Consider the following 25,154-nt stretch of genomic DNA (forward strand, 5'->3'; position numbering starts at 1 on the left):
AGCCGTTCGCGATCCTGTCCCTGCTCCTCGGCCTGCTCGCCATGGCGCTCGGCCCCGTACCGGGAGCGGCGGCCGACAACGGCTGGTGGAACCCCACCGCACGGCCCGCGCCCGATTCCCAGATCAACGTGACCGGTGAACCCTTCAAGGGCACCGACGCCCAGGGCAACGTCCGCGGCTTCGTCGACGCGCACGACCACATCATGTCCAACGAGGGCTTCGGTGGCCGCCTGATCTGCGGAAAGCCCTTCTCCGACGCCGGCATCGCCGACGCGCTCAAGGACTGTCCCGAGCACTACCCCGACGGCAGCCTCGCGATCTTCGACTTCATCACCAAGGGCGGCGACGGCAAGCACGACCCCGACGGCTGGCCCACCTTCAAGGACTGGCCCGCCCACGACTCGCTGACCCACCAGCAGAACTACTACGCCTGGATCGAGCGCGCCTGGCGCGGCGGGCAGCGCGTCCTCGTCAACGACCTCGTCACCAACGGGGTGATCTGCTCGGTCTACTTCTTCAAGGACCGCGGCTGCGACGAGATGACCGCCATCCGCCTGGAGGCGAAGAAGACCTACGACATGCAGGCCTACATCGACAAGATGTACGGCGGCGCGGGCAAGGGCTGGTTCCGCATCGTCACCGACTCCGCCCAGGCCCGTGAGGTGATCAAGCAGGGCAAGCTGGCCGTGGTCCTCGGGGTCGAGACCTCCGAGCCCTTCGGCTGCAAGCAGATCCTGGACATCGCGCAGTGCGGCAAGCAGGACATCGACCGCGGGCTCGACGAGCTGTACAACCTCGGCGTGCGCAGCATGTTCCTGTGCCACAAGTTCGACAACGCCCTGTGCGGGGTCCGCTTCGACGAGGGCGCGCTGGGAACGGCCATCAACGTCGGGCAGTTCCTCTCCACGGGCACCTTCTGGAAGACCGAGCAGTGCGCGGGCCCGCAGCACGACAACCCCATCGGCCTGGCCCCGGCGGCCTCCGCCGAGAAGCAGCTGCCGGCGGGCGTGAGCGTGCCCTCGTACGCCTCGGGCGCCCAGTGCAACACCCGCGGGCTCACCGACCTCGGTGACTACGCGGTGCGCGGCATGATGAAACGCAAGATGATGCTCGAACTCGACCACATGAGCGTGAAGGCGGCCGGCCAGGCCTTCGACATCCTCGAGACCGAGTCGTACCCGGGCGTGATCTCCTCGCACAGCTGGATGGACCTGGGCTGGACCGAGCGGCTCTACAAGCTCGGCGGTTTCGCCGCCGCGTACATGGGCGGCTCCGAGGGCTTCAGCGCGGAGGCCAAGCGGACCGACGCGCTGCGCGAGAAGTACAACGTCGGCTACGGCTACGGCACCGACATGAACGGCGTCGGCGGCTGGCCCGGCCCGCGCGGGGCGAACACGCCGAACCCGGTCACGTACCCCTTCCGCAGCACCGACGGCGGCTCCGTCATCGACAAGGTGACCACCGGCCAGCGCACGTGGGACCTCAACACCGACGGCGCCTCGCACTACGGCCTGGTGCCCGACTGGATCGAGGACATCCGGCTGGTCGGCGGGCAGGGCGTGGTGGACGACCTGTTCAAGGGCGCCGAGTCCTACCTGCGCACCTGGGGCAACTCCGAGCAGCACAAGGCCGGAGTGAACCTCGCCTCGGGGGCGGCCGCCTCGGCGAGCTCCGCCGAGTGGAACCCGTTCGTCAGCTACGCGCCCGGCAGGGCCGTGGACGGCGACCGGGGCAGCCGCTGGGCGAGCGACTGGAGCGACGGCCAGTGGGTGCAGTTCGACCTCGGCTCCCCGTCCCTGGTCAAGCGGGTCACGCTCGAATGGGAGCGCGCGTACGGGAAGTCGTACCGCATCGAGCTCTCCCCGGACGGGACGAACTGGCAGACGGCCTGGTCCACGGCCAGCGGTGACGGTGGCCTGGACACGGCGCAGTTCGCGGGGGTCCCGGCCCGGTACGTGCGCGTCCACGGAGCGGGACGCGGTACCCAGTGGGGTTACTCCCTGTACGAAGTCGGCGTATACAGCAGCTGACGGCGTCGAGCGGGGTGTCCGGGGGCCGGTGCGCCCGCGGACACCCCGCTCGGGGCGCACCGGAGCGAAGGGGGACCCGTACATGGCACGGATGCCGTTGACCGACCGGCGCAGGCAGCTGACGGAGGCGGCGATCCGCGCGATGACCCGCGACGGGGTGTCCAGGACCACGACCCGGTCCATCGCCGCCGAGGCGGGCGTCTCCCTGAGCGTCTTCCACTATTGCTTCGACTCCAAGCAGGCGCTGCTGGAGTCGGTCATCGAGACCATCACCGCGCACTACGTGACCCTCGTGAAGGCCGCGATCGTGCCGATGCCGACGCTGCGGGAGACCATCCGGGCCGGCTTCCAGGCGTACTGGGACCACGTGGTGGCCGGGCCGGACGCGCACATGCTCACCTACGAGCTCACCCAGTACGCGCTGCGCCGGCCGGAGTTCGGGCACCTGGCGCGCAAGCAGTACGAGTCCTACTGCGATACGTACGCCGAGCTGCTCGAGGAGCTGCGCCGGATCACGCCGTTCGAGCTGAGCGTGCCGGTGGCCGTGCTGGCCCGCTATCTGGCGGCCATGACGGACGGGGTGACCCTGAACTTCCTGGTTCTCGGCGACGAGAAGGCAGCCGCCGAAATCCTGGACATGGTCACCGACCACGTGGCCGGACTCGTCGTCCGCACGGACTGATCCGCCCTCAGGCGGCCACCCGGAAACCGATGTTGGACGTGGAGCTGTCGGGGGTGTTGGAACTGCGGGCCGCGACCCGGTAGCGGTTGCAGTACGAGTCGTGGCAGAGGAAGGAACCGCCGCGCATCGTGCGGGACTCGTGGCCCGGGGCGAAGCGGTCCGCGGACCACTCCCACACGTTCCCGACGGCGTTGTAGAGCCCGTGGCCGTTGGGGCGGTACGACTTCACCGGGACGGTGCCGGTCCGGCCCGCGGTGTGGGTGGTGGGGAAGTCGCCCTGCCAGATGTTCAGCAGCACCCGGCCGCCCGGTGCGAGTTCGTCGCCCCAGGGGTAGCGGCGCCCCTCCAGGCCGCCGCGCGCCGCGTACTCCCACTCGGCCTCGGTGGGCAGCCTCGTTCCGGACCAGCCGCAGTAGACCACCGCGTCGTTCCACGAGACGTGGACGACGGGGTGGTTCTGCCGGGAGGCGATCGACGACCCGGGTCCCTCGGGATGCCTCCAGCTCGCGCCGGACACCGCCCGCCACCACGGAACGCCGTCCACGGCCGGTGCGGAGGCGGCGAGTTCGTCCGTGAGGAGACCGGCGAAGACGAAGGAGAAGCCGAAGCCCTCGGCCTCCGTGACATGGCCGGTGGCCTTGACGAAGGTCGCGTACTGGGCGTTCGTGACCGTCGTCGGCGCGATCCGGAAGGGGGCCACCGCCACCTCCCGGACCGGGCCCTCCCCGTCGGCCGGGAACCCGTCCGCGTCGTCGGCGCCCATGAGGAAGCGCCCGCCGGGGAGGTCGACCAGACCGCGGACGGCCCGGGGCGCGGCGACGACCGGCGCGGCGAGCAGTGTCAGGGCGCCGGCCGGGGAGTCGTGGCCCGGGGTGCAGCAGGAGGAGGACATGAGGGCTCCGGTGGACGTACGTGCGGATGGGTGCGGTCCGGCCGGGCGCGCGGGGGCGCGCCCGGCCGGAGGCGGGGGCTAGCCGACCCGGTCGGCTGCGAGCTGAGCGGCCAGGGCGGGGATGCCCAGGTTCCGTTCCTGCGCCGGGGTGGCCTGGTAGAGCTTGTTGACCAGCTGGTGCGGATCGGCGGCGAGGTCGTAGTACTCGCGGAACTTGACCTCTCCGGTGCCGGCCACGGTGCCGTTGGCGTCGGTGTACAGCGTGTAGTACTCGACGTACTGCTTGTCCTTGGAGACGTAGGAGGACCAGGTGCGGTGGTCGGTGCCCTGTCCCTTCCGCCACCATTCGACGAGCAGGTGGTCGCGGCTGTACGCGCTCAGCAGCGACGTGCCGTCCTGCGGGGTGTTCGGGGTGATCCCGGCGGCGTCGAGGATGGTGGGCGCGATGTCGATGTTGGCGACGATGCGGTCGTCCACCGTGCCGGCGCCGAGGCCTCCGGCGGGCCAGGAGAGGTAGAACGGCACCTCGTGGGCGGGGCTGTAGGGCACCGACTTGGCGGTCCAGCCGTGGTCGGCCCAGCCGAAGCCGTTGTCGCCGATGTAGATGACGAGCGTGTTGTCGAGCTGGCCGGTGGCCGCCAGCTTGTCCTTGAAGGCCTGGACGGCGTCGTCGACGGAGAGCAGCACCCGCAGCTGCTCGGCGCGGATGCGCTTGCCGTCCTCGAGGGTGCCGGTGGCCTCCTTGATGTAGGGCGGCTTGTCGCTGCGGTCGGCCTCGGTGACGGAGGGGCGTCCGTTCCACTCGGGTACGGGCACGCCCGCGTACTTGGCCTCGGGCGTGCGCGGTCCGTGCGAGGCGTACGGGGTGACGTAGGCGAACCAGGGGCGGGTGTCGGTGGCCGCCTTGTCCAGGAAGCTCAGCGTCCGGTTCTTGATGATGTTCGTGGTGTAGCCGTTGATCGTCTGGACCGTCCCGTTGACGTTCCACTTGCCGTCCACGTACGAGGGCTGGAGCAGTGCGAAATCCTCGAAATGCGGGGGCGCGTCGGCAATGTTCCACGCATTGAGGTATTTGCCGAAGAGGCCCGTGCGATATCCGGCCTGCTTCAGATAGCGCTGGACGGTGGTGTTCTGGTCAAGGGAAGCCGACGCGGCGTTGTTGCGGACCCCGTGGTTGTGGGCGTAGCGGCCCGAGAACACGGAGGAGCGGGAGGGCGCGCACAGCGGGGTGGTGACGTGGCCGTGGTTGAACTTCACGCCCTCCCCGGCCAGCCAGCCGATGGTCTTCTGGAGGGCCCAGTCGGTCTGTTTGGGCTGGTCATCGGTGACGATCAACAGGATGTTCGGACGGACGGCGGCCGCTGCCGCGGGAGTCGCGGCGGCCTGGCCGATCGCGGGCACGGTGGCGGCGGCCGCGGCCGCCGCGGTCCCGGCGAGGAATCCTCTCCGGCTGACCTGCGTACGGATTCTCTTGCTCATGGGTATTTCCTCCTGCTCTCCGAAGGCGCCCCATCAACTTCACAAGATGGTGTGGCGGCGACTGCCATGCGGAGAGCGTAAAGGGATCCCAATAGGCGTTCCATGTACGGAGTATGAAATGACGTCAGCGTCTGTGAACAGCGTCAGTCGAGGACCGGATGGGCTTCCGGATGGTCGTCCCACCAGGCGCGGTGGAAGGCGTTGTTGTCCACATTGGCCAGGTACGCGTAGACGGCCGACCGGTAGAAGAGCTCCGCCTGGCGGGCCGAGACCGTCGAGCGGTTCCAGGCGAGCCGGATGCGCCCGGTGATCGGCGCCCCGATCAGCGGGCGCATCACCGTGCCCGGCACGGCGGGTGCCGTGGGCTGGCTGAGGGACACGGCGCGCCCCGCGGAGATCAGGTCGTACTGCATCATGCGGTCGGTGATCCGGTAGCGCAGCGCGGGGACGAAGCCGGCCTTGGCGCAGGCCTCGACCAGCGCCTCGGGTCCGCCGTCGTCGTCCTCCACCAGGGTCATCCACTGCTCGTCGGCGAGGTCGGCGAGGTCGAGGGCCTCCAGCCGGGCCAGCGGGTGCCGGGCTGACATCCGGATGCAGAAGGGTTCCTTGGGGACCAGGGTGCGGGCCGTCACGCCCGCGGGCAGCGGCACCTCGTGGTCGTTGACCTCGCCGTACACGATGACGTCGTAGCGGCCCGCGCCGAGCATCCGCACCAGGGCCGTCACCGAGTCCTCCAGGTCCACGGTGATCTCCCGGCCCGCCAGGGCCAGGTCCTGCCGGGCGATCAGGCCGTCGATCAGCACCAGCAGGATGCAGCCCAGGCGCAGCGGGGCGTCGGCCGTCCGGGCCCGCGCCTCCGAGCCGAGGGCGTCCATCTCGCTGAGCACCCGGCGGGCCTTCGCCAGGACGAACTGGCCGAGCGGGGTGGGTTCGACCCCGAGCCGGCCCCGGACGAAGAGTTCGCCGCCGGTGACCCGCTCGATCCGGCGCAGCTGGGCGGAGAGCGCCGGCTGGGAGACCCCGAGGACCCGCGCCGCGCCCCCCAGGCTTCCGGTCTCCGCTATCTGGCAGACGGCTTGCAGATGTCTCAACTCCAGCTGCATCCCGGCAGCTTACGCAGCGTCATCCGTCGGCACCATAACGCCGGTCTTATGTCGGCAGGGATGTCCCGATGTCGTCATGGACACGCCCATACTCGGCCGCGAACAGCCAGACGGTTTTCCCGCCGTTCCCGCCGTTCCCGCCGTTCCCTCCTCTCCTCTCCCCATCCCCCCACACGATCGGAGTGGACTCTTGCAGCCCACCAGATGGATGGCCGCCCTGGCGGCCATGGTGCTGACCACGGGCCTCGCCGGCACGCTGGCCACCACCGCCACCGCCGCGCAGAACGCGGATCCCCTCCCGCCCACCGCTGCCGAACGGGCGGTCGCCGCGGCCGACGCGGCCGTGCGCAGCGGCCTCGACAGCCTGGTCAACTCCCCGCAGCAGCAGTACGACCGCCGCCTGGTCACCCCCTGGGTGAAGGACCTCTACTCGGTCGCGTACGAGCGCAGCTACCGCAGCCTGCCGGTCGTCGGCGGCGACGCGGTCGTGCTCGCCGACGGCCAGGGCCGGGTGCGCGCCCTCCAGTCGGCCTCCGCGACCGTGATCGACGTGGCCACCACGGCGACGGTCACGGCCCAGGCCGCCGAGGCCCTCTCGCGCGCCGAGCAGGTCAAGACCGACCAGGTGCAGAGCCGCCGGCTCGTCGTCAAGCTCAAGGACGACAAGGCGGTGCTGGCCTGGGAGACCGTCCTGCTCGGGCGGACCGCCAAGGCCCCCAGCAAGCTGCACGTGTTCGTGGACGCCCGTACCGGCAAGGTCGTCGACCGCTTCGACGAGGTGGTCGCGGGCAGCGGCAACAGCAAGTGGAACGGCCCGAACCCGCTGACGATCGACACCACGGCCTCCGGTGGCACGTACTCCCTGCGCGACCCGAACCGGACCGGCCTGAGCTGCGCCGACTACAGCAGCGGCTCGGTCTTCTCGAAGTCCACCGACTCCTGGGGCACCGGCAACCCGACCTCCAAGGAGACCGGTTGCGTGGACCTGATGTTCGCGGCGCAGAAGCAGTGGGACATGCTGAGCCAGTGGCTCGGCCGCAACGGCGTCAACGGCACCGGCCGCAGCTTCCCGGCCAAGGTCGGCCTGAACGACGTGAACGCGTACTGGGACGGCAGCTCGGTCAGCATCGGCCACAACAACGCCAACGAGTGGATCGCCGGCGTGGACGTGGTGGCCCACGAGTACGGGCACGCCATCGACTCCAACACCCCCGGCGGCACCAGCGGCCAGGAGTCCGGGCTCGGCGAGGCCACCGGCGACATCTTCGGCGCGCTGACCGAGGCGTTCATCAACGAGCCCTCCCCGTACGACACTCCGGACTACACCGTCGGCGAGATGATCAACCTCGTGGGCAACGGTCCGATCCGCAACATGTACAACCCGCCGGCCGTCAACAACGACCCGGCCTGTTACAGCTCCGCGATACCCGGTACCGAGGTGCACGCGGCCGCCGGCCCCCTGAACCACTGGTTCTACCTGCTCGCCGAGGGCACCAGCCCGGGCGGCGGCAAGCCGAACAGCAGCACCTGCAACCAGTCCACGCTGACCGGTGTGGGCGTGCAGAACGCCGGCAAGATCTTCTACGGCGGCATGCTGCTGAAGACCTCCAGCATGTCCTACAAGAAGTACCGGACGGCGACGCTCAGTTCCGCCAAGTCGCTGGACGCCACCTGCAACCTGTTCAACAAGACCAAGGGCGCCTGGGACGCCATCACCGTGCCCGCCCAGGCCGGTGACCCGACCTGCACCCCGAGCGGCGAGAACAGCGACTTCTCGATGGCGCTGAACCCGGCCTCGGGAACCGTCCAGCAGGGCGCCTCGGCCACCACCACGGTCGCCACCGCCGTCTCCACGGGCACGGCCCAGCAGGTCACCCTCACCGCGTCCGGCCTGCCGGCCGGGGTCACCGCCTCCTTCAGCCCGGCCACCGTGCAGTCCGGCCAGTCCTCGACGCTGACGCTGACCGCTTCCTCCAGCGCGGCCCCCGGATCCTCGACCGTGGTGGTCAAGGGCCAGGGCACCAGCCTCTCGCACACCGTCGACTACGCGCTCACCGTCGGCGGCACCACGCCCAACCCGGGCGCGCCGAACATCGACGTGGCCGCCGTCCAGGCGCACCTGAGCCAGTTCAACACGATCGCCTCCCAGAACGGCGGCAACCGCCGTGCGGGCAGCGCCGGTTACACGGCCTCGCTGGCGTACGTCAAGGGCAAGCTGCAGGCCGCCGGCTACACGGTGACCGAGCAGAACTGCACCTCGTGCACCTACCCGTCGAACAACCTGATCGCCGACTGGCCCGGCGGCCCCGCCGACCAGACGGTCATGTTCGGCGCGCACCTCGACGGCGTCTCGGCGGGTCCGGGCATCAACGACAACGGCTCGGGCTCCGCGACCCTGCTGGAGAACGCCCTCGTCCTCGCCCAGAAGAACCCCACGATGACCAAGCACGTGCGCTTCGCCTGGTGGACGGACGAGGAGCAGGGCCTCAACGGCTCGAAGTTCTACGTCAACCAGCTCACCAGCACCCAGAAGACCGCCATCAAGGCCTACTACAACTTCGACATGGTCGGCTCGACCAACGGCGGCTACTTCATCAACAACGTCAACTCCACCACGGCCGCCCCGCTCAAGGCCTACTGGACCTCCCTGAACCTCGCTCCCGAGGAGAACACCGAGGGCCAGGGCCGCAGTGACGACTACTCCTTCCAGCAGGGCGGCATCCCCACCTCCGGCTACGCGGCCGGCGCCAGCGCCCGCAAGACCTCGGCGCAGGCCACGAAGTGGGGCGGCACCGCGAACGCGGCGTACGACCCCTGCTACCACGCCTCCTGCGACACCACGAACAACATCAGCGCCACGGTCCTGGACCGCAGCGCCGACGGCGTGGCCTACACCGTCTGGAACCAGGCCGTCGGCGGCACCACCCCCGGCCCGGACTTCTCGATCAGCGCATCCCCGGCCACCGGCAGCGCCGCCCAGGGCGGCACCGCGAGCTCCACGATCAACACGGCGACCACGAGTGGCGCCGCCCAGACCGTGGCCCTTTCGGTGACCGGAGCCCCGGCCGGCACCACCGCCTCGCTGAGCCCGACCTCGGTCCAGTCGGGCAGCTCCTCCACGCTCTCCGTCCAGGTCGGCGCGAACACCGCGCCCGGCACGTACACCCTGACCGTCACCGGCTCGGGCTCGGGCTCGGTCAGCCACACCACCACCTACACCCTGACCGTCACGGGCACCGGCCCCTCCTGCACCCCGCGCCAGCTCGTCGCCAACGGCGGGTTCGAGAGCGGCACCACCCCGTGGACGACCACCACGAACGTCATCACCAACCAGGCGGGGCAGACCCCGCACGGCGGCACGTACAAGGCCTGGCTCAACGGCTACGGCACGACCCGCACGGACAGCGCCTCGCAGTCCGTGACCATCCCGACCGGCTGCTCCTCGTACCAGCTCGGCTTCTACCTGCACATCGACACCGCCGAGACCGAGAACACGGTCTACGACACCTTCACGGTCTCGGTGGGCGGCCAGACGCTGGCGACCCTGTCCAACGTGAACGCGGCCTCCGGCTATCAGCTCAAGACGTACAACGTCTCCCAGTTCGCGGGCCAGACGGTCACGCTGAAGTTCCAGGGCCTGGAGGACGCCTCCCTGCAGACCTCCTTCGTCGTGGACGACGTCACCCTCCAGGTGAGCTGACGCCCCCGGCACCCTGAGCACCACCCGGGCGGCATCCGCCCCGGCCCCACGGCCGGAGCGGGTGCCGCCCGGCCGTGTGCGGTGTATGCAGGAGGCATGGACCACTCACCGGCGCACCCACGCTCCAGCAGGCTCCGGGAATCACGCGCGGTGCTGCTGTCGGTCCCCTTCGCGCTGATCGCCGTGGTCACGGTGGTCGACGTGCTGGCCCCGCCGGAGGTCCACCTGGGCCCCTTCCTGGTGGCCGCCCCCGCCCTCACCGCTTCCTTCGCCGGGCCGCGCATGACGGGCTTCGTCGGCGCCGTGGCGGTCCTCGCGCAGGTGGGCGTGGCCATCGCACGCACCTCCCTGACGGACCTCAACCACACCTTCCAGATCATCGCCCTCGTCCTGATCTCCGCCTTCGTCACGTTCTTCGCACACTTGCGCGAAGTGCACGAGCGACAGCTCACCCAGCTGCGTTCCGTGGCGGTCGCGGCGCAGCAGGTGGTCCTACGACCGCTGCGCGACCGGATGGGTCCGCTGCGGATCGCCTCGGTGTACCTGTCGGCGCAGGCCGAGGCGCAGATCGGAGGCGACCTGTACGCGGCCGCCCGTACCACCGACGGCACCCGGCTGATCATCGGCGACGTCCGCGGCAAGGGGCTGGAGGCCGTCGGAGAGGCTTCGGTCGTCCTCGGGGCCTTCCGGGCCGCCGCCCACCTGGAGGCCGACCTTCCGGGGCTGGTGGGCTATCTGGAGGCCGCCGTGGCCGCCGACCCGGACCGGGGCGCGGACGGCTCCTCGGGCCCCGGGCGGCCGGACGAGGGGTTCACCACCGCGGCCGTGGTCGACATTCCGGACGGGGAGCCGTCGCTGCGGGTGGTCAGCTGCGGGCACCCGCCGCCACTGCTGCTGCGCGCGGGCCGCGTCGTCCCCCTCCAGGTGGACCATCCGGCTCCGCCGCTGGGTCTGTCCGAGTTCGTGGACACCGGGTTCACCCCGCAGTCCTTCCCCTTCGAGCCGGGGGACGTGGTCCTGCTGTACACGGACGGCGTCATCGAGGCCCGTGACGCGTCGGGGGTCTTCTACCCCCTGCCGGAGCGGGCCGCGGACTGGCCGGGGGACGGCCCGGAAGCCCTCCTGCGCCACCTCTGCGCGGATCTCCTCGCCCACACCCCGAACGGCCTCCTGGGCGACGACGCGGCGATGGTGGCCATCGAGCGCGTCGGCCGGCTGCCCTGAGCGGGGACCCGTCCGGTGGACGGGTCCCCGCGGTGGTTCAGCCGCCGTCGCGGACCGAGACGATGCCGTTGAAGACGCCGACGTAGGCCGTCCCGTCGGGGCCCAGCGTGATCGGGGCCCAGTTGTTGTCGTACAGCGGGCCGGTGCCGGTCAGCTGACGCCAGCGGCGTTCACCGGTGCGGAAGTCGACGGCCGTGAGGTACCAGGCGTCGATCCCCCAGACGTTCGGCTCCTTCTCGTAGAAGTAGAGCAGCCCGTTCGCGGTGGAGAGCTTGGGGACCACGGAGGGCGAGCGGATCGCGCTCTGCCAGACCGTGTCGCAGCCGCTGCCGTCGGCGCGGACGTCGATGCGGCTCACGCCGCCGACGACCGACTTGCCGAGGACCAGCGACGTGACGTTCTCGTAGCCGTAGTTGTTCTCGACGACGATGCTGTTGCCCCAGGTGATCAGGGAGTTGTCCGTGGTCGAGGCACCCGGTCCGAAGACCGGGACCTTGCACACCAGCCGCTGCCCCTCGGGCACGTCCGGGCCCCGCTTGAAGACCAGGACGTTCATCCGGTCGTCGGCGTTGTCGGTGATCGCGACGTAGCCGTTGCCGAAGAGGTCCGGGGTGGTGCCCGAACCCTGGTTGACCGAGCCGGGCTTGGTTCCCGTACCCCGGTCGTAGGTCTGTCGCCACTGCACGACGGGGGTGCCGTCGGCGGAGGCGGTGAAGCTGTACAGCGCGTGGTCGGTGACGATGGAGACCCCGTCCTCGCCGACCGAGAAGGAGTTCTGGATCTCCTCCCCCGCCAGTCGGACCGAGCGGATCACCGAGGTCGCCGGGTCCACGGTGCCGACACGGCCCTGGCGGGTGACCCACCAGATGCGGCCGTCCCAGTCGGGCATCACCGAGGTGACCGGGTCACAGGTGCCGCTGGGCCACAGGTTGGTCCAGTCGACGCAGTCGTGCGGGACCTGGCCGGTGAGGTCCCAGTCGTTGTCCACCTTGAACTGCCAGACACCATCGGAATTCCGGCTGTGCGAGAGCCTCAGGACATGCTGGCGGGAGTCGGCCAGTACCGCCCGGTCCTGGTTGTCCAGGTAGAAGTAGGCGCCGCCCGAGGTGTCCTTGAAGATCTTCGAGAAGTCGAGCGAGGTGATCGCCTGGACCGTCGAGGAACGCTGCGGGAGCTGGTACTCCGCGAGCGTGGCGAGCGTACGGGGCTCCAGAAGTTTGACCTTGAAGCCGCCGAAGGTGCCGCACACCGTGACCAGCCGGCCGCCCGAGTCGAAGGTGGCGGTGGCGCATTCGCCGCCGAGGGCGGCGATCTTCTCGCTGGTCACCTTCGGGTTCTTGCCGAGCGGTCCCGACCAGGGCGAGGTGGCACTGCCCGCCGCGTCGGAGTGCATGCCGCTGCGGCCGTTGGGCGCGAGGTAGGGGTGCTGCGGCGGGGCTTCGCCGGGCAGCGGCGCGGCCGCGGCCGGGGCGCCTTCGTAATGGCTGACCAGGCGGTGGCCCGGGGCCAGGGGTATCTCGTCGGCGGCGGCCGGCGAGACCCCGTACAACACCGCACATGCGGCGAGAGCGGGTGCCACGGCGCAGTTCAGCGCTCTTCGGAACATCCGGACTTCCTCCCTTGTCCTCGGTCGTCCTCGGTTTTTATTGACATTGCGTCTGACATCGCGCCGGGGCCAGACGCTAGATCGCACTGCCTGAGGAGTCCATGGAAGGGCCGGATGATTCACGAAGGCGCAACAGTTGATCAACTCGCGGGTGCGGGTCAGGGCTTGAAGCCGCTGACCACGTTCGCCGTGGCCGACACCCCGTTGTGGATGGTCTGCGCGAGGCTGCTGCTCGCGAGATAGAAGCCGAGCAGGACGCAGACGAGCGCGTGCGACAGCTTGAGGCCGCCGCCGCGCATGAAGATCCATGCGAGGACGAGGAGCAGGACGAGGACGGAGAGGGAGATCACCATCGGAACACCTCCTTAGGCGGCGCCATGGTGGCGCAGCGGGAGGGCTCTTCGGGCGAAACTCGTGTCCGCCAAACGGGTGTTGACGGTCCGTGACCGGTGTTCAGTCCTTGACGATCTCGTCCCAGTGGGCCGTTCGCCCGCACCAGCGGCCGAGCAGCACGGGGTCGTGCCCGACCGCCAGCAGGCCCGCGCCGGACTCCGCCCGGTACTCCTCGACCACGCCGACCAGCGCGGCGGTGGTGGACGCGTCGAGCATGGCGGTCATTTCGTCGCACACCAGCCAGCGCGGCCGGAGCACCAAGGCCCGTGCCACGCAGGCCCGTTGCAGCTGACCGTCGCTGACCTCGTGGGGCCGCCGGTCGAGCAGGTCCGCGCCCAGGCCGACCCGCTCCGCCAACTCGGGCACGGTGGATTCGATGTCGCCACGCCGGCCGGTGGCCCGGAGCGGTTCGGCGACGAGCTCGCGCAGCCTGAGCCGGGGGTCCGCCGCCAGCCGGGGCTGCTGGAACACCACGCCGACGGAGGTCCGCAGGGCGCGCGGCGCGCGGTGCCGGAAGCCGGTCACGGCGCGGCCGTCGAAGGCCACGGTCCCCCGGTCGGGCCGGTGCAGCAGTGCGGCGACCCTGGCCAGGGTGGACTTGCCGCAGCCGCTGGGGCCGAGCAGTCCGAGGGATTCGCCGGGGGCGAGGCTCAGGTGGGCGCCGCGGACGACGGGGGCCCGGCGGTCGTAGCCGGCGGTGATGCCGGTGAGCTCAAGCATGGTGGCAGGCCACCCCTTCGGTGAGCGGGGGCCGCTCGGCCCGGCAGTGGGAGTCGGCGCGCGGACAGCGGGCGGCGAAGGCGCAGCCGGGCGGGAGCGCGCCGAGCTCGGGCGGGGCGCCGGGGACGGGCCTGAAGGCCCGCTCGGGAAGGGCGTCGAGGAGTCCGCGCGCGTAGGGGTGGCGGGGGCCCGGAGCGCCGAAGAAGGCTTCGGCGGGGGCGGTTTCCACGATGCGGCCCGCGTACATGACGGCCACGGTGTCGGCGATGCGGTGGGCCGCCGCGAGGTCGTGCGTGATCATCAGCAGGGCCCGGCCGGCGTCCCGGGTGTGGGCGCGCAGTTCGTCGACGGTGCGGTGGACGAGGTCCCGGTCGAGGCCGGTGGTCGGCTCGTCGGCGAGCAGCAGGGGCGCGTCGCCGATCAGCGCGAGCGCGGTGGCGGCGCGTTGGGCGAGCCCGCCGGAGAGCTCGTGGGGATGGCGGTCGAGGTGGGTGGCGGGGAAGGCCGCCCGGCGGGCCGCGGCTTCGGCGGCCTCGCGCAGTTCCGCCTTGGCGGCCCCGGTCAGTTCACGGACCGTCTCCTCCAGGTGGGAGCGGATGGTGCGGACCGGGGTGAGGTGCGCGGCCGGGCTCTGCGGCACCAGGGCGACGCGGCGGCCGCGAATGCTCCGGGCGAGGGTGCGTTCGTCGAGGGCGAGGAGGTCGGTCCCGTCGGCGAGCCGGGCCGAGCCGGCGGTCTCGGCGTTGCCCGGGAGCAGTCCGAGGAGGGCGGATGCGAGCACGGACTTGCCGCAGCCGCTCTCCCCGACGAGCGCGAGGCATGCGCCGGGGGTCAGGGCGAGGGTGGCGTCGGTGACGGCCTCCACGTACCGGCCGCCGCGCATGCGGAAGCGGACGGAGAGCCGGTCCAGTTCGAGGACGGGCCGGGCGGAACGCCGATCCGGCCCCTGAGGGGCGCCGGCCGGCGCCGCCACGGGCTCCGGCGCCGGTGGGGTGGGGGTCTTCACAGCGTCAGCTCCGAGCGGCGGCGGGGGTTGAGGCGCTCGCGCCAGGCGCCCGCGAGACCGGCGATCGCCAGGGTCGGGACGATCAGGAGGAGCCCGGGGAACAGCGTGGGCCACCAGTCGCCGGCGAGCAGCGAACCGCGGGCCGTCTGGACCAGGTTGCCCAGGCTCGCCTGGTGCGCCGGCAGGCCGAGGCCCAGGAAGGACAGGGCCGACTCGTGCCACATGGCGTGCGGGATCATCAGCACGGCGGCGAGCCCGGCCTGCGGCAGTACTCCGGGCACGAGGTGACGTACGGCCACCCGCCACCGCGAGGCACCGCCCGAGACGGCCGCGTCCACGTGGGGTCGCGAGCGGAGCGAGAGGACTTCCGCGCGGACGATGCGGGCCGTGGAGAGCCAGTGGGTCAGGGCCACGGAGACGACCACCGGCCACACCCCCGGCCGGAACATCGCCACGATGAAGATGCCCAGCAGCAGGTGCGGGATCGAGGACAGGGCGTCCACCACCCGCATGACGCACCGGTCCGGCCACCCGCCGAGCGCCCCGGCGAGCGCGCCGACCGCCGTGCCGAGCACGGTGGCGACCAGCGCGGCCACCAGCCCGACCAGCAGCGAGACGCGCAGCCCGTACACGCAACGCAGCAGCAGGTCGCGGCCCACGTCGTCGGTGCCGAAGGGGTGGGCCCAGGAGGGCGGCAGGAGCTTTGCCGACAAGTCGACTGCTTGCTGGTCGAGTTGGACCAGAGGTGGCACGAGCAGTACCGCCAGCGCGATGAGGGCGACGATCACCGCCGAGGTCCGCACCCGCAGGGTCCGGGTGGAGCTCCGGTCGCGACCGTGGGGCCGCCAGAGCCGCTCTCCGGTCGGGTCGGTCGGCTCGGTCGCGTCGGTCGCGTCGGTCGCGTCGGTCGCGTCGGTCGCGTCAGCCATCGAAGCCCACCCTCGGGTCGGCCAGACCGTAGAGCAGGTCGGAGAGCAGGTTCCCTGCGAGCACGGCAGCCGTGGCCAGGACCGTCAGCGCGGCCAGCAGCGGGAAGTCCACCGAGGTCGCGGCCTGGACGGTGGCCGCGGCGATGCCGGGCCAGCTGAAGACGGTCTCCACCAGCAGCGCTCCGGTGATCAGCTCCGGCACCCGCGACCCGATCAGGGTCAGCATCGGGAGCATGCCGGAGCGCAGGCCGTGGCCGAGCAGCACCCGCCGCTCCGCCAGGCCCCGCGCACGGGCGCCCCGTACGGGATCCTCCTCCAGCGCGTCGGCCACGCCCTGCCTGACGTACAGGAAGAACCAGGGCAGTTGGGAGATGCCCAGGACCAGCGCGGGCAGTACCAGGTGGCGGGCCACCTGCCCGGCGGTGACCACGTCGCTGCCCGCGTCGGTGAGGCCGCCGGACGGCAGTACGCCCAGGCGCACCGAGAAGAACCAGACGGCGAGCAGGCCCAGCCAGAAGGCCGGGGCCGCTTCGAGGGTGTACGCGAGCCCGGAGACGGCCCGGTCCAGGCGCCCGCCCTGCCGGCGCGCGGCCAGGACGCCGAGCCCGGTGCCCAGCAGCACGGCGACGGCGAAGGCGCACAGCGCGAGCAGCGCCGACCAGCCGAGCCGCTGCGCGATCACGTCGGAGACGGGCTGGCGCATGACGGCGGAGGTGCCGAGGTCGCCGGTCAGCGCCGAGGTGAGCCACTCCCACCAGCGCTCGGGCAGGGGCTGGTCGGCGCCGAGGTTGATCCGCAGCTGGTCGAGTCCGGCCTGGGAGGCGGTGAGCCCGGCGGTGCCGGCGTACGCCTTGACGGGGTCGAAGGGAGACAGCGAGGCGACCGCGAACACCCCGAAGGTCACGACGAGCAGGACCGGGCCGGCGAACAGGGTCCGCCGGCCCGCCATGCGCGCCATCGGCCCCCAGGGGAAACGCCGGAGGCGGTGGAGACGGTGGAGACGGGTCACTTCCGCTTCGGCTTCCAGCTCTCGACGTTCCACCAGGGGCCGGTTCCGAGGCCGTGGTCGTGCGGCTCGATCTGGGTGGAGGGCCCGTCCCACCGGTCCGCCACGACGTAGAGGTGGTCGATGTGGGTGAGGTAGACGTAGCCCGGGTTCTTGACCAGCTCGCGCTGGGCCGTGTCGTACGCGGCCTTGCGCACGGCCGGGTCCGCGCTCCTGCGGCCGTCGAGCAGCGCCTTGTCGACGGCCGGGTTGTCGTACCGGGCCATGTTGTTGAAGCCGTCGCCCGCGAGGGCCGAGTTCAGCGTCAGGTACTGGTCGAAGTCCGGGTCGGCCGGGGAGCCGCCGCCCGCGAGGACGGCGTCGGTCTTCATCCGGGGCTCGATGACCTCCCAGCTGCCGGATTCGGTGGTGACCTGGATGCCGGCCTTCTTGGCGTCGGAGGCGAAGGCGAGCGCGTGGTCTTGGCGGAGCTTGTCGCCGGAGGTGTACCAGAGCGGGAAGGCGGCGCGGACCCCGTCCTTGGCGCGGATGCCGTCGGCGCCGGGGATCCAGCCGGCGTCGTCGAGGATCTTCTTGGCCTTGGCGAGGTCGTACGGACGCTCGGTGCCGGCGGCGAACCACGGGCTGCCGGTCGGGACGGGGCCGTAGGCGGGCTTGCCCGCGCCCTCCAGGAGCTTGTCGACCAGCGCGCCGCGGTCCACGGCGATGTCCAGGGCCCGGCGGACGGCCGTGTCACCGGTGACGGGGTGCTCGGTCGGCAGGGTGACGTTGCGGTAGTCGAAGGTCTTGGCGGCGTAGGTCTTCAGTTTCCCGTCGGCCGTGTCGGCCTTGAACCCCTTGGCCAGGTTCGGCGGCAGGACGGCCCCGTCCAGTTCGCCGGAGCGCAGCCGGGTGGCGCGTACGTCGTCGTCCTTGATGACCGCCATGGTGAACTTCTTCACGGCGGGCTCGCCGCCCCAGTAGGACGGGTTGGCCTTGAAGCTCAGCTTCTCGCCCTTGGACCAGGCGGTGAGCACGTAGGGTCCGGTGCCGATGGGCTTGGTGGTGAACTCGCCGCTGTTGACGTCCTGTCCGCCCGCGACGTGCTCGGGTGCGATGGGCAGGACGGTCCGCTCGGCGAAGGGGGCGTAGGGGTACTTCAGGGTGAAGACGACGGCGTCTTCACCGCGCGCCGTGACGTCCGCGATCGCGTCGAGCTCGGACTTGGACGCGTTGTTCGTCTTCGCGTCGAGGATCGTCCGGTAGGTGAAGACGACGTCCTTGGCGCCGAAGGGCCGTCCGTCGCTGAACTTCACGCCCCGGCGCAGCGGGTAGGTGTAGGTGAGTCCGTCCGCGGAGACCTCCGGGAGGGCCTCGGCCAGCGCGGGCTTCAGCTTCATGTCGGCGCCGCGCGCCAGCAGTCCGTCGAAGATCTTCGAGTTGCCGTCCTTGCCGTAGCCCAGCAGCGGGCTCAGGCTCTCCGGCTCGGTGGCTATGCCGACCACGGCGGAATCGGCCGCCCCGGCGCCCGCCGCGGCGCCTCCCCCGGGGTTCGAACAGGCCGCCGCCCCCATGACGATCACCGTGGCCGCGGTCGCCCCGGCCATTCCCCGTACGGTCCGGGCCTTCATCTGGTGCACTTCCTTCGTTATTGCAAAGAGCTCGCAATAATGCCAGACGGGGACGGAGGAACACGAACCGGGCCGCACCGGCGGGAAGGGCCGCGCAGGGGTCTTGCCCGGCCGCCGCGGAGCATGCCATATATGTCTAGACCTTTCCGAGGAGCCGGAAGACCCGAAGAACGGAAGAAGAGGGTGCCCGCCGTGCACGACCCCGCACCCAGCACCGCGCCGCGCTCCCCGCGCCGCTCCCGTCGGCCGTCCACACGCGGAGCCGCGCCCGCGCTGGCCCTGACTCTGGCCCTGGCCCTCGCGGCGGTCTCGCTGACGGCGTGCGGCGACTCCGACACCACACCCCCGGCGGTCCCGGCCGGGCTCACCGCCCAGGCGGGCAGCGCCACTTCGGTCCACGTCATGTGGCAATCGCCCGCGCCCTCCGACGGGGTGACCTCCTTCCTCGTCTACCAGGCGGACCGGCTGGTCCGTGAACTGCCCGCCGACAAGACGATGACGGACATCACCGGCCTCACCCCGCGGACGGCCTACGCGTTCACGGTCCGCGCCCGGGACGCCGCCGGGAACACCTCCCCGGCCGGCGCGGCCGCCTCGGCCACCACCCCCGCGGCCACGGCCGAGGACCGGCTGGCCCCGACCGCCCCGCCCCGTACGGAGGGCCGGGCCCTCGGGCCCACCTCCGCCCGGCTGACCTGGGCCGCGGCCACCGATGACACGGGTGTCACCGCGTACGACGTCTACCAGGGCGAAGCCCGGATCCACACGGTCGGCCCCGGCACCACCACGACGGTCCTGGAAGACCTCCGACCCGACAGCGTGTACACCTTCACCGTCCGGGCCCGCGACGGCGCCGACAACTCCTCCCCCGCCGGTCCCGCCGCGGACGTGACCACCCCGCCCGGGCCCGGACAGCGGACCGGCACCGCTCCGGCCGATTTCACGGCGGTCGCCTCGCCGGGCGCGGTCACCCTCGCCTGGACCGCCCCGGCCACCGGCCGGCAGACCACCGCGTACGAGCTCTACGTCAACGGCCGCCCCACCACCGTCATCCAATTCGGAGAGGGCGCCGTCCCGGCCGGCCGGGCGGAACACCGCCTCACGGTCGCCGAACCGCCCGGCACCACATGGACGGTGAAGCTCCGGGCCCGGCTCCCCGACGGCACCTGGGGCGCCTTCTCCGCCGAACGGCGGGTCGTACTGGCCTCCTGAACGCCCTCCCGAACGGCTTCCCGAACTCCCGCCGAGGGAGCAGTTCCTGACAACCTGTTCGTTCGATCTGCCCCGAACGGTACTGCGGAGAAAGAAGATCGCGCAGAATACTCCCGTGTTCGGTGAGTACTCGGTCAACAACAATCAGGCAGATTCCACGGACGGCGATCCTGGGCCAGACTCTGGCGCCGTGCCGGGAAACCTGCCGCCGGAAACGGCGAGCTTCGTGGGCCGCGAGCGTGAACTCGGCCTCCTGTACGACCTGCTGCGCGAGCGTCGACTCGTGACGCTCACGGGCGTCGGCGGCGTGGGCAAGTCCAGGCTGGCCCTGCGGGCCGCCGGCGACCCCCGCCAGCGCAGGCCCGACGGGGTGTGGTGGGTGGAGCTCTCCCCGCTGCGCGAAGCCGACCTGCTGACCGCCACCGTCGCGCACGCCCTCGGCCTCGCCCACCAGTCCCCGCGCCCCCTGGACGAGGAACTGTGCGCGTGGATGGCCGACAAGGAGCTGCTGCTCGTCCTCGACACGTGCGAGCACCTGGTGGCCGCCTGTCGGCACCTGGTGGGCGAACTCCTGCAGTCCGCACCGGGCCTGACGGTGCTCATCACCACCCGCGAACCGCTCCGCAGCCCCGGGGAGGACCTGGTCGAGGTCAGCCCGCTGCCCAGCGGCGGACCCGACAGCGACGCCCTGGCCCTGTTCCGGGCCCGCGCGATCTCCGCCACCCCGCACGCGGCGGCCGCCTTCGCCGACCCGGACCGGGTGGCCCTCGCCGCGGACATCTGCCGCCGCCTGGACGGAATCCCCCTCGCCCTCGAACTGGCCGGCGCCCGGATGCGGCTGTGGAGCCTGGAACAGATGGCGCAGCGCCTCGAAGGCCGCTTCGACCTGCTCTGCGGCACCACCGCCCCTCGGCTCCCCCGGCACCAGACGATGCGCACCGCGATCGGCTGGAGCCACGAGCTGTGCGAGCCGGTCGAGCGGCTGCTGTGGGCCCGGCTGTCGGTGTTCACCGGGGACTTCGACGTGGCCGCGGCCCGCGCGGTGTGCTCCGGCGGCCCCCTGCCCGCCGCACGGGTGGAGCGGGTCCTGGCGGGCCTGGTGGCGAAATCGGTGGTCCGGTGCAGCCGGGAACGGGGCGCGGGCGCCCGCTACCGGCTGCTGGACACCATCCGCGAGTACGGCCAGGACTGGCTGGCGGAACTCGGCGAGGAACGCGTCGTCGCCGACCGGCACGCCCACTGGTACGCGGCGCTCGCGAAGGCCGCCGACCCGGGCTGGATGGGCCCGGGCCAGCTGGACTGGTACCGCAGGATGACCGCCGAGCAGGCGCAGCTCCGTACCGCCCTGGAACACCTGCTCCGCTCGGACCCCACGGCGGCCCTGGAGACGGCCGGCGCGCTCTGGTTCTTCTGGTTCTCCTGCGGCCACGTCCACGAGGGCCGGTCCTTCCTGGAACGGGCCCTGAGCCGGGGCCCGCGCTCGGGAGCGGCGTACGTGCAGGCCGTGTGGGCCCTGGGGCTCACCACATTGCTCCAGGGCGACCTGGCCACGGCCGAAGAGCTCGGCAAGGCCTGCACCCGCGCCGCGGCCACCCTGGCCGACCCGGAGCCGGAGCTGCGCGCCGCGTACCTGCACGCGGTGGCGGTGCTGATGCCGGGCGATCCCCTACGGGCCCTGGCGCTCGCCGGCCCCCGGGCGCGCGGGGGGCACGGCGGGAGACCCACCGGCGTGGGCTGGCTGCTGTGCCGGCTGGCCACCGGCTACGCCCTGTGCGACCTCGGGCGCTTCGAGGAGGCCGAGCAGGAGGCGCGGGGCCTGCGCGAGGCCTGCGCGGAGCTCGGCGAGCGCTGGCTGCGGGCGTACGCGGACTACATCCTGGCCGTGGCGGCGTTCGGGCTCGGCCACCACGGGGAGGCGGCCCGGCACGCGCGGGCGATGCTGTCGGGCAAACGGCTGCTGGGCGACCGCTTCGGGATCGCGCTCGGTCTCGACCTGCTGGCGGCGGCGGTGGCGGCCATGGGAGACGGCGAGCTGGCGGCCCGGCTGCTGGGCACGGGGCACGCCTGGTGGCGCACGGTGGGCCGGCCGCAGATGGGTTCCCCCTCGCTCACGGCCGTGCGCGAGCAGGGCGAACGGCAGGCCAGGGCGGCAATCGGCGACGAGGCGTACGAGAACGCCTTCCTGGGCGGCGCGGCGGCGTCCACCGGCTGAGCCCGATCCGTGGACCCGAGCAGTGGGCCCAAGCAGTGGACGCAGCCGATGGCGCCGTGGCGTAAATCCGGGGCTCCCGTCAGTACGGGAGGGGTCTGCCCGACGGTGTACGCAGGTCCAGGTCTCGGGGTGCGGGCTTCGGGACGGGCTTTCGGATCAGCTGCTGGCGCATGCTGCCTCCTCGCTCAGACCAGGGCCGGGCGGCGGGGTTCCACCGTGCGGCCGTCGGGGAGCAGTTCACCTGTGTCATCGAAGACCACGGCACCGTTGCACAGCAGGTTCCAGCCCTGTTCGGGGTGGAAGGCCACGGTGCGTGCGGCGTCGTGGTCGACGCTGTCGGCGGTCGGGCAGGGGGGCTGGTGGGAGCACATGGCGCACCTCCTCGCAGAGTGGGGCGGGAAGGCCGGTGGTCACCCGGTCGAATCCGCGATCCACGGTGGCGGTGAGTATTGCTGATCGCCACCCCCGGGCGGAACCCATATTCGCCGCCCAGTTCAGGGTGTGTATGCCCGCTTACGATGCGCTCATGCCCGCTATCCGGATCATTCGCCACACACTTCTCGACACCGGGGAGGCGTGGAGGAGGCTGACGGACTGGGAACGCCACGCCGCCGCCGTCCCGCTCACCCGGGCGATCATCGAAACGCCGCCTCCGACGCACACCGGGACCCGTTTCACCATGCGTACGGGCGTGGGGAGCATCACCTTCGACGACCCGATGGAGGTCACCCTCTGGCAGCCCCCGCACACCGGGTCCGCGGGACTGGTCCGGCTGGTCAAACACGGCCGCGTGGTGCGGGGCCGGGCGGAGATCGAGCTCCGCCCCTCGCCGGCGGGCGGCTGCGAGGCCGAATGGCGCGAGGACCTGCGGGTGCGCGGCCTGGGCCGCCCCTTCGACCCCCTGGTGACGGCGGCGGCCCGGCTCTTCTTCACCCGCGCCCTGGACCGACTGCTGCGGCCCTGAGGGCCGCGGCTAAGGTTCCCCCGTCACCGCACCCGGTGATCACCGCGCGACCGAGGGGGATCTCCGTGGCCACCCCGCCACCTCCGCAGGCAGGCCCGTACGGTCCGTACGCGGCCCAGCAGCCGCAGCAGCCCGGGCCGACGGGCCCGTACGCCCCGCCGCAGTCCGCCGGCCCCTACGGCCCGTACGCGGCCCACGCGCCGCACGTGCTGCCGCAGCCGGGTCCGTACGGCTCCTGGTCCGCGCCGCAGCCCTCGTACGGCTGCCGGTTCTGCGGGGCCGGTCCGGCTGCCGAGGCGACCGTGCGCGGCCATCAGGGGATGGTCGTGCTGATGCGGTTCCTGAGCCGGCGGGGGCCGTTCTGCCGGGACTGCGGGCTCGCCACCTACCGCCGCATGTCCTCGGACACCCTGTGGCAGGGCTGGTGGGGTCCGCTGTCGCTGCTCATCACGCCGCTCACCCTGCTGCTGAACCTCGGCCCGCGCGCGGCCTTCCGCCGGCTCGCTCCCCCGACGGGCGGCCACCGGCCCCCGCTCGACCCGGGCAAGCCGCTGCGCCGCCGGCCGGCCGCACTGCTCTTCCTCGTACCGGCGCTGTTCCTCCTCCTGGCAATCCCCACCCTGATCCTGATCGGCGTGCCGGCCGGGGACGACACCCCGCACCCGCTGGTGTCGGGGCAGTGCGTCCGCAACGAGGGCGACTGGAGCCACCAGAAGCTCCTCGTCACGGACTGCGGCGCGCCGGAAGCCCAGTACCGCGCCACCCGCCCCTCACTGGCCCCGGGCGGGTCCTGCGCCCCCGGCGACTTCCTGGCCCTGCCGGCCTACAGCCCCGAAGGCACCGTCCCCTACTGCCTGACGCCGCTGCGCTGACCGGGCAACCGGCAGCGGAAGGGCCCCCGGCGCCTCGTGGCGCCGGGGGCCCTTCCCCGTTCGAGCCCCGCGCTAGCGGATCGGCATGCCCGAGAGGGTGCGGGCGATCACCAGGCGCTGGATCTCGCTGGTGCCCTCGAAGATGGTGTAGATCGCGCTGTCGCGGTGCATTCGCTCCACCGGGTACTCGCGGGTGAAGCCGTTGCCGCCCAGGATCTGGAGCGCCTGCGCGGTGACCTTCTTCGCGGTCTCGCTCGCGAAGAGCTTCGACATCGAGCCCTCGGCCGAGGTGAAGGGCTTGCCCGCGACCGCCATCCAGGAGGCCCGCCACACCAGCAGCCGGGCCGCGTCGATGGAGGTCCGCATGTCCGCGAGCTGGAAGGCGACGCCCTGGTTGTCGATGATCGGCCGGCCGAACTGCGTACGGGTCTTCGCGTAGTCCAGCGCCACCTCGTACGCGGCGCGCGCCGTGCCCACCGCCATGGCGCCGACGGCCGGGCGGGAGGCCTCGAAGGTGGCCATGGCCGCGTTCTTCACGCTCCCCCAGCCTTCGGCCGGGGGGACCCCCTGCCCGCCGCCCGCCTTGGCCCGCTCGTGAGCCCGCGCGAGCCGCTCGTCCAGCTTCTCCTTGCCGCCGAGCAGGCAGGAACCGGGGATCCGTACGTCCTCCAGCACCACCTCGGCGGTGTGCGAGGCACGGATCCCGTGCTTCTTGAACTTCTGCCCCTGGGAGAGGCCCGGGGTGTTCGGCGGCACGATGAAGGAGGCGTGCCCCTTGGTACCGAGCTCGGGGTCGACGACGGCCACGACGATGTGGACGTTGGCGATGCCGCCGTTGGTCGCCCAGGTCTTGGTGCCGTCCAGCACCCACTCGTCCGTGGCCTGGTCGTACACCGCGCGGGTGCGCATCGCGCCCACGTCGGAGCCGGCGTCGGGCTCGGAGGAGCAGAAGGCTGCGACCTTCACGTCGTCGGGGGTGCCGTACATCTGCGGGATCCAGGTGCCGATCTGCTCCTCGGTGCCGTTGGCGACGACGCCGATGGCGGCGAGCCCGGTGCCGACGATCGACAGGGCGATGCCCGCGTCGCCCCAGAACAGCTCCTCCATGGCCATCGGGATGCCGAGGCCGGTGGGGTCGAAGAACTGCTGGGCGTAGAAGTCGAGGGAGTAGATGCCGACCTTGGCGGCCTCCTGGATGACGGGCCACGGAGTCTCTTCGCGCTCGTCCCATTCCGCGGCGGCGGGCCGGATCACGTCGGCGGCGAAGCCGTGGATCCAGTCCCGCACCTGCTTCTGGTCGTCGTTGAGCTCCATGGTGAACTCCGCCATGTCCCCTCCAGCTTTCGTCTCGCCTGCCGTGCAGATGGTTACCCCGTAGTAGTTACCAACGGTAACCCCCATTCCGACTCCAGTCTGTTACCGGCCGGTAAGCACTGTCAAGCAGCGGCGATGACGGACCGCCGATGAGATCACCAGGGTGTGCGGGGTGTTACGTTGCGTGGGCCTCAGGACAT

The 25,154-nt window shown here is 71.8% G+C and carries 20 protein-coding genes; 8 read left to right on the plus strand and 12 right to left on the minus strand.

From position 1 onward, the window contains the following. The first annotated feature begins 41 nt into the window (after positions 1-41). Both OG247_RS07800 and OG247_RS07805 read left to right on the plus strand, forming a co-directional pair. On the plus strand, positions 42-2,030 hold the full coding sequence (locus OG247_RS07800; RefSeq protein ID WP_327257374.1) for a galactose-binding domain-containing protein: 1,989 nt from the start codon (positions 42-44) through the stop codon (positions 2,028-2,030). A gap of 82 nt (positions 2,031-2,112) precedes the next feature. Beyond that, positions 2,113-2,712, plus strand: a complete 600-nt coding sequence (locus OG247_RS07805) for a TetR/AcrR family transcriptional regulator (RefSeq protein ID WP_327251553.1) — start codon at positions 2,113-2,115, stop codon at positions 2,710-2,712. A 7-nt stretch (positions 2,713-2,719) separates the two neighbouring features. Here the strand turns inward: OG247_RS07805 and OG247_RS07810 are convergent, their stop codons facing one another. From OG247_RS07810 to OG247_RS07820, 3 genes are all read right to left on the minus strand, one after another. Then, positions 2,720-3,604, minus strand: coding sequence for a formylglycine-generating enzyme family protein (locus OG247_RS07810; protein WP_327251554.1), 885 nt, complete (start codon positions 3,602-3,604; stop codon positions 2,720-2,722). Between the two features lie 78 nt (positions 3,605-3,682). Beyond that, positions 3,683-5,083 carry a sulfatase family protein gene (locus tag OG247_RS07815; RefSeq protein ID WP_327251555.1) on the minus strand — a complete coding sequence of 467 codons (1,401 nt, stop codon included), beginning with the start codon at positions 5,081-5,083 and terminating at the stop codon, positions 3,683-3,685. Positions 5,084-5,226: 143 nt separating this feature from the next. Continuing rightward, on the minus strand, positions 5,227-6,186 hold the full coding sequence (locus OG247_RS07820; protein WP_327251556.1) for a LysR family transcriptional regulator: 960 nt from the start codon (positions 6,184-6,186) through the stop codon (positions 5,227-5,229). Between the two features lie 217 nt (positions 6,187-6,403). Here OG247_RS07820 and OG247_RS07825 point away from each other — a divergent pair, with 217 nt between their 5' ends. Next, entirely contained in the window at positions 6,404-9,886 is a 3,483-nt protein-coding gene (locus tag OG247_RS07825) for a M28 family peptidase (protein ID WP_442813586.1), read from the plus strand. A gap of 96 nt (positions 9,887-9,982) precedes the next feature. Beyond that, the gene (locus tag OG247_RS07830) at positions 9,983-11,110 is read left to right on the plus strand and encodes a PP2C family protein-serine/threonine phosphatase (RefSeq protein WP_327251557.1); all 1,128 of its coding nucleotides are present in this window, start codon (positions 9,983-9,985) and stop codon (positions 11,108-11,110) included. 37 nt (positions 11,111-11,147) lie between these two features. Here OG247_RS07830 and OG247_RS07835 read toward each other — a convergent pair whose 3' ends face one another. From OG247_RS07835 to OG247_RS07865, 7 genes are all read right to left on the minus strand, one after another. Then, positions 11,148-12,716 carry a hypothetical protein gene (locus OG247_RS07835; RefSeq protein ID WP_327251558.1) on the minus strand — a complete coding sequence of 523 codons (1,569 nt, stop codon included), beginning with the start codon at positions 12,714-12,716 and terminating at the stop codon, positions 11,148-11,150. Positions 12,717-12,874: 158 nt separating this feature from the next. Next, positions 12,875-13,069 carry a hypothetical protein gene (locus OG247_RS07840; RefSeq protein WP_243341740.1) on the minus strand — a complete coding sequence of 65 codons (195 nt, stop codon included), beginning with the start codon at positions 13,067-13,069 and terminating at the stop codon, positions 12,875-12,877. Positions 13,070-13,169: 100 nt separating this feature from the next. Further along, positions 13,170-13,829 carry an ABC transporter ATP-binding protein gene (locus OG247_RS07845; RefSeq protein ID WP_327251559.1) on the minus strand — a complete coding sequence of 220 codons (660 nt, stop codon included), beginning with the start codon at positions 13,827-13,829 and terminating at the stop codon, positions 13,170-13,172. Continuing rightward, positions 13,822-14,712 carry an ABC transporter ATP-binding protein gene (locus OG247_RS07850; protein ID WP_327257376.1) on the minus strand — a complete coding sequence of 297 codons (891 nt, stop codon included), beginning with the start codon at positions 14,710-14,712 and terminating at the stop codon, positions 13,822-13,824. Before OG247_RS07850 ends, OG247_RS07845 begins: the two co-directional genes overlap by 8 nt. A gap of 119 nt (positions 14,713-14,831) precedes the next feature. Continuing rightward, positions 14,832-15,764 (minus strand): ABC transporter permease, encoded by a 933-nt coding sequence (locus OG247_RS07855; protein ID WP_327251560.1) that lies wholly within the window; start codon positions 15,762-15,764, stop codon positions 14,832-14,834. Continuing rightward, the gene (locus OG247_RS07860) at positions 15,757-16,722 is read right to left on the minus strand and encodes an ABC transporter permease (protein WP_327251561.1); all 966 of its coding nucleotides are present in this window, start codon (positions 16,720-16,722) and stop codon (positions 15,757-15,759) included. The genes OG247_RS07855 and OG247_RS07860 overlap by 8 nt, the downstream gene beginning before the upstream one ends. 47 nt (positions 16,723-16,769) lie before the next feature. Beyond that, entirely contained in the window at positions 16,770-18,380 is a 1,611-nt protein-coding gene (locus tag OG247_RS07865; RefSeq protein ID WP_327251562.1) for an ABC transporter substrate-binding protein, read from the minus strand. Positions 18,381-18,572: 192 nt separating this feature from the next. Between OG247_RS07865 and OG247_RS07870 the strand changes: the two genes are divergently transcribed. Both OG247_RS07870 and OG247_RS07875 read left to right on the plus strand, forming a co-directional pair. Beyond that, entirely contained in the window at positions 18,573-19,592 is a 1,020-nt protein-coding gene (locus OG247_RS07870; protein WP_327251563.1) for a fibronectin type III domain-containing protein, read from the plus strand. A gap of 190 nt (positions 19,593-19,782) precedes the next feature. Next, the gene (locus OG247_RS07875) at positions 19,783-21,804 is read left to right on the plus strand and encodes an ATP-binding protein (RefSeq protein ID WP_327251564.1); all 2,022 of its coding nucleotides are present in this window, start codon (positions 19,783-19,785) and stop codon (positions 21,802-21,804) included. 185 nt (positions 21,805-21,989) lie between these two features. Here OG247_RS07875 and OG247_RS07880 read toward each other — a convergent pair whose 3' ends face one another. Beyond that, entirely contained in the window at positions 21,990-22,175 is a 186-nt protein-coding gene (locus tag OG247_RS07880) for a DUF5999 family protein (protein ID WP_243341733.1), read from the minus strand. A gap of 155 nt (positions 22,176-22,330) precedes the next feature. Here OG247_RS07880 and OG247_RS07885 point away from each other — a divergent pair, with 155 nt between their 5' ends. Together OG247_RS07885 and OG247_RS07890 are read left to right on the plus strand one after the other, a co-directional pair. Continuing rightward, positions 22,331-22,768, plus strand: a complete 438-nt coding sequence (locus tag OG247_RS07885; protein WP_327251565.1) for an SRPBCC family protein — start codon at positions 22,331-22,333, stop codon at positions 22,766-22,768. Positions 22,769-22,833: 65 nt separating this feature from the next. After that, positions 22,834-23,640, plus strand: coding sequence for an LppU/SCO3897 family protein (locus OG247_RS07890; RefSeq protein ID WP_327251566.1), 807 nt, complete (start codon positions 22,834-22,836; stop codon positions 23,638-23,640). 72 nt (positions 23,641-23,712) lie between these two features. Here OG247_RS07890 and OG247_RS07895 read toward each other — a convergent pair whose 3' ends face one another. Then, on the minus strand, positions 23,713-24,969 hold the full coding sequence (locus OG247_RS07895; protein WP_327251567.1) for an acyl-CoA dehydrogenase family protein: 1,257 nt from the start codon (positions 24,967-24,969) through the stop codon (positions 23,713-23,715). Positions 24,970-25,154 lie beyond the last annotated feature (185 nt).

Origin of the sequence: Streptomyces sp. NBC_01244 (assembly GCF_035987325.1) — a bacterium.
In the GTDB taxonomy this organism is placed as follows: domain Bacteria; phylum Actinomycetota; class Actinomycetes; order Streptomycetales; family Streptomycetaceae; genus Streptomyces.

Coding starts and splice junctions, on each gene's coding strand:
- OG247_RS07800 (WP_327257374.1), top strand. CDS start 42: ATGGCGCTCGGCCCCGTACCGGGAGCGGCGGCCGACAACGGCTGGTGG.
- OG247_RS07805 (WP_327251553.1), top strand. CDS start 2,113: ATGGCACGGATGCCGTTGACCGACCGGCGCAGGCAGCTGACGGAGGCG.
- OG247_RS07810 (WP_327251554.1), bottom strand. CDS start 3,604: ATGTCCTCCTCCTGCTGCACCCCGGGCCACGACTCCCCGGCCGGCGCC.
- OG247_RS07815 (WP_327251555.1), bottom strand. CDS start 5,083: ATGAGCAAGAGAATCCGTACGCAGGTCAGCCGGAGAGGATTCCTCGCC.
- OG247_RS07820 (WP_327251556.1), bottom strand. CDS start 6,186: ATGCAGCTGGAGTTGAGACATCTGCAAGCCGTCTGCCAGATAGCGGAG.
- OG247_RS07830 (WP_327251557.1), top strand. CDS start 9,983: ATGGACCACTCACCGGCGCACCCACGCTCCAGCAGGCTCCGGGAATCA.
- OG247_RS07835 (WP_327251558.1), bottom strand. CDS start 12,716: ATGTTCCGAAGAGCGCTGAACTGCGCCGTGGCACCCGCTCTCGCCGCA.
- OG247_RS07840 (WP_243341740.1), bottom strand. CDS start 13,069: ATGGTGATCTCCCTCTCCGTCCTCGTCCTGCTCCTCGTCCTCGCATGG.
- OG247_RS07845 (WP_327251559.1), bottom strand. CDS start 13,829: ATGCTTGAGCTCACCGGCATCACCGCCGGCTACGACCGCCGGGCCCCC.
- OG247_RS07850 (WP_327257376.1), bottom strand. CDS start 14,712: ATGCGCGGCGGCCGGTACGTGGAGGCCGTCACCGACGCCACCCTCGCC.
- OG247_RS07855 (WP_327251560.1), bottom strand. CDS start 15,764: ATGGCTGACGCGACCGACGCGACCGACGCGACCGACGCGACCGACGCG.
- OG247_RS07860 (WP_327251561.1), bottom strand. CDS start 16,722: ATGGCGCGCATGGCGGGCCGGCGGACCCTGTTCGCCGGCCCGGTCCTG.
- OG247_RS07865 (WP_327251562.1), bottom strand. CDS start 18,380: ATGAAGGCCCGGACCGTACGGGGAATGGCCGGGGCGACCGCGGCCACG.
- OG247_RS07880 (WP_243341733.1), bottom strand. CDS start 22,175: ATGTGCTCCCACCAGCCCCCCTGCCCGACCGCCGACAGCGTCGACCAC.
- OG247_RS07885 (WP_327251565.1), top strand. CDS start 22,331: ATGCCCGCTATCCGGATCATTCGCCACACACTTCTCGACACCGGGGAG.
- OG247_RS07895 (WP_327251567.1), bottom strand. CDS start 24,969: ATGGCGGAGTTCACCATGGAGCTCAACGACGACCAGAAGCAGGTGCGG.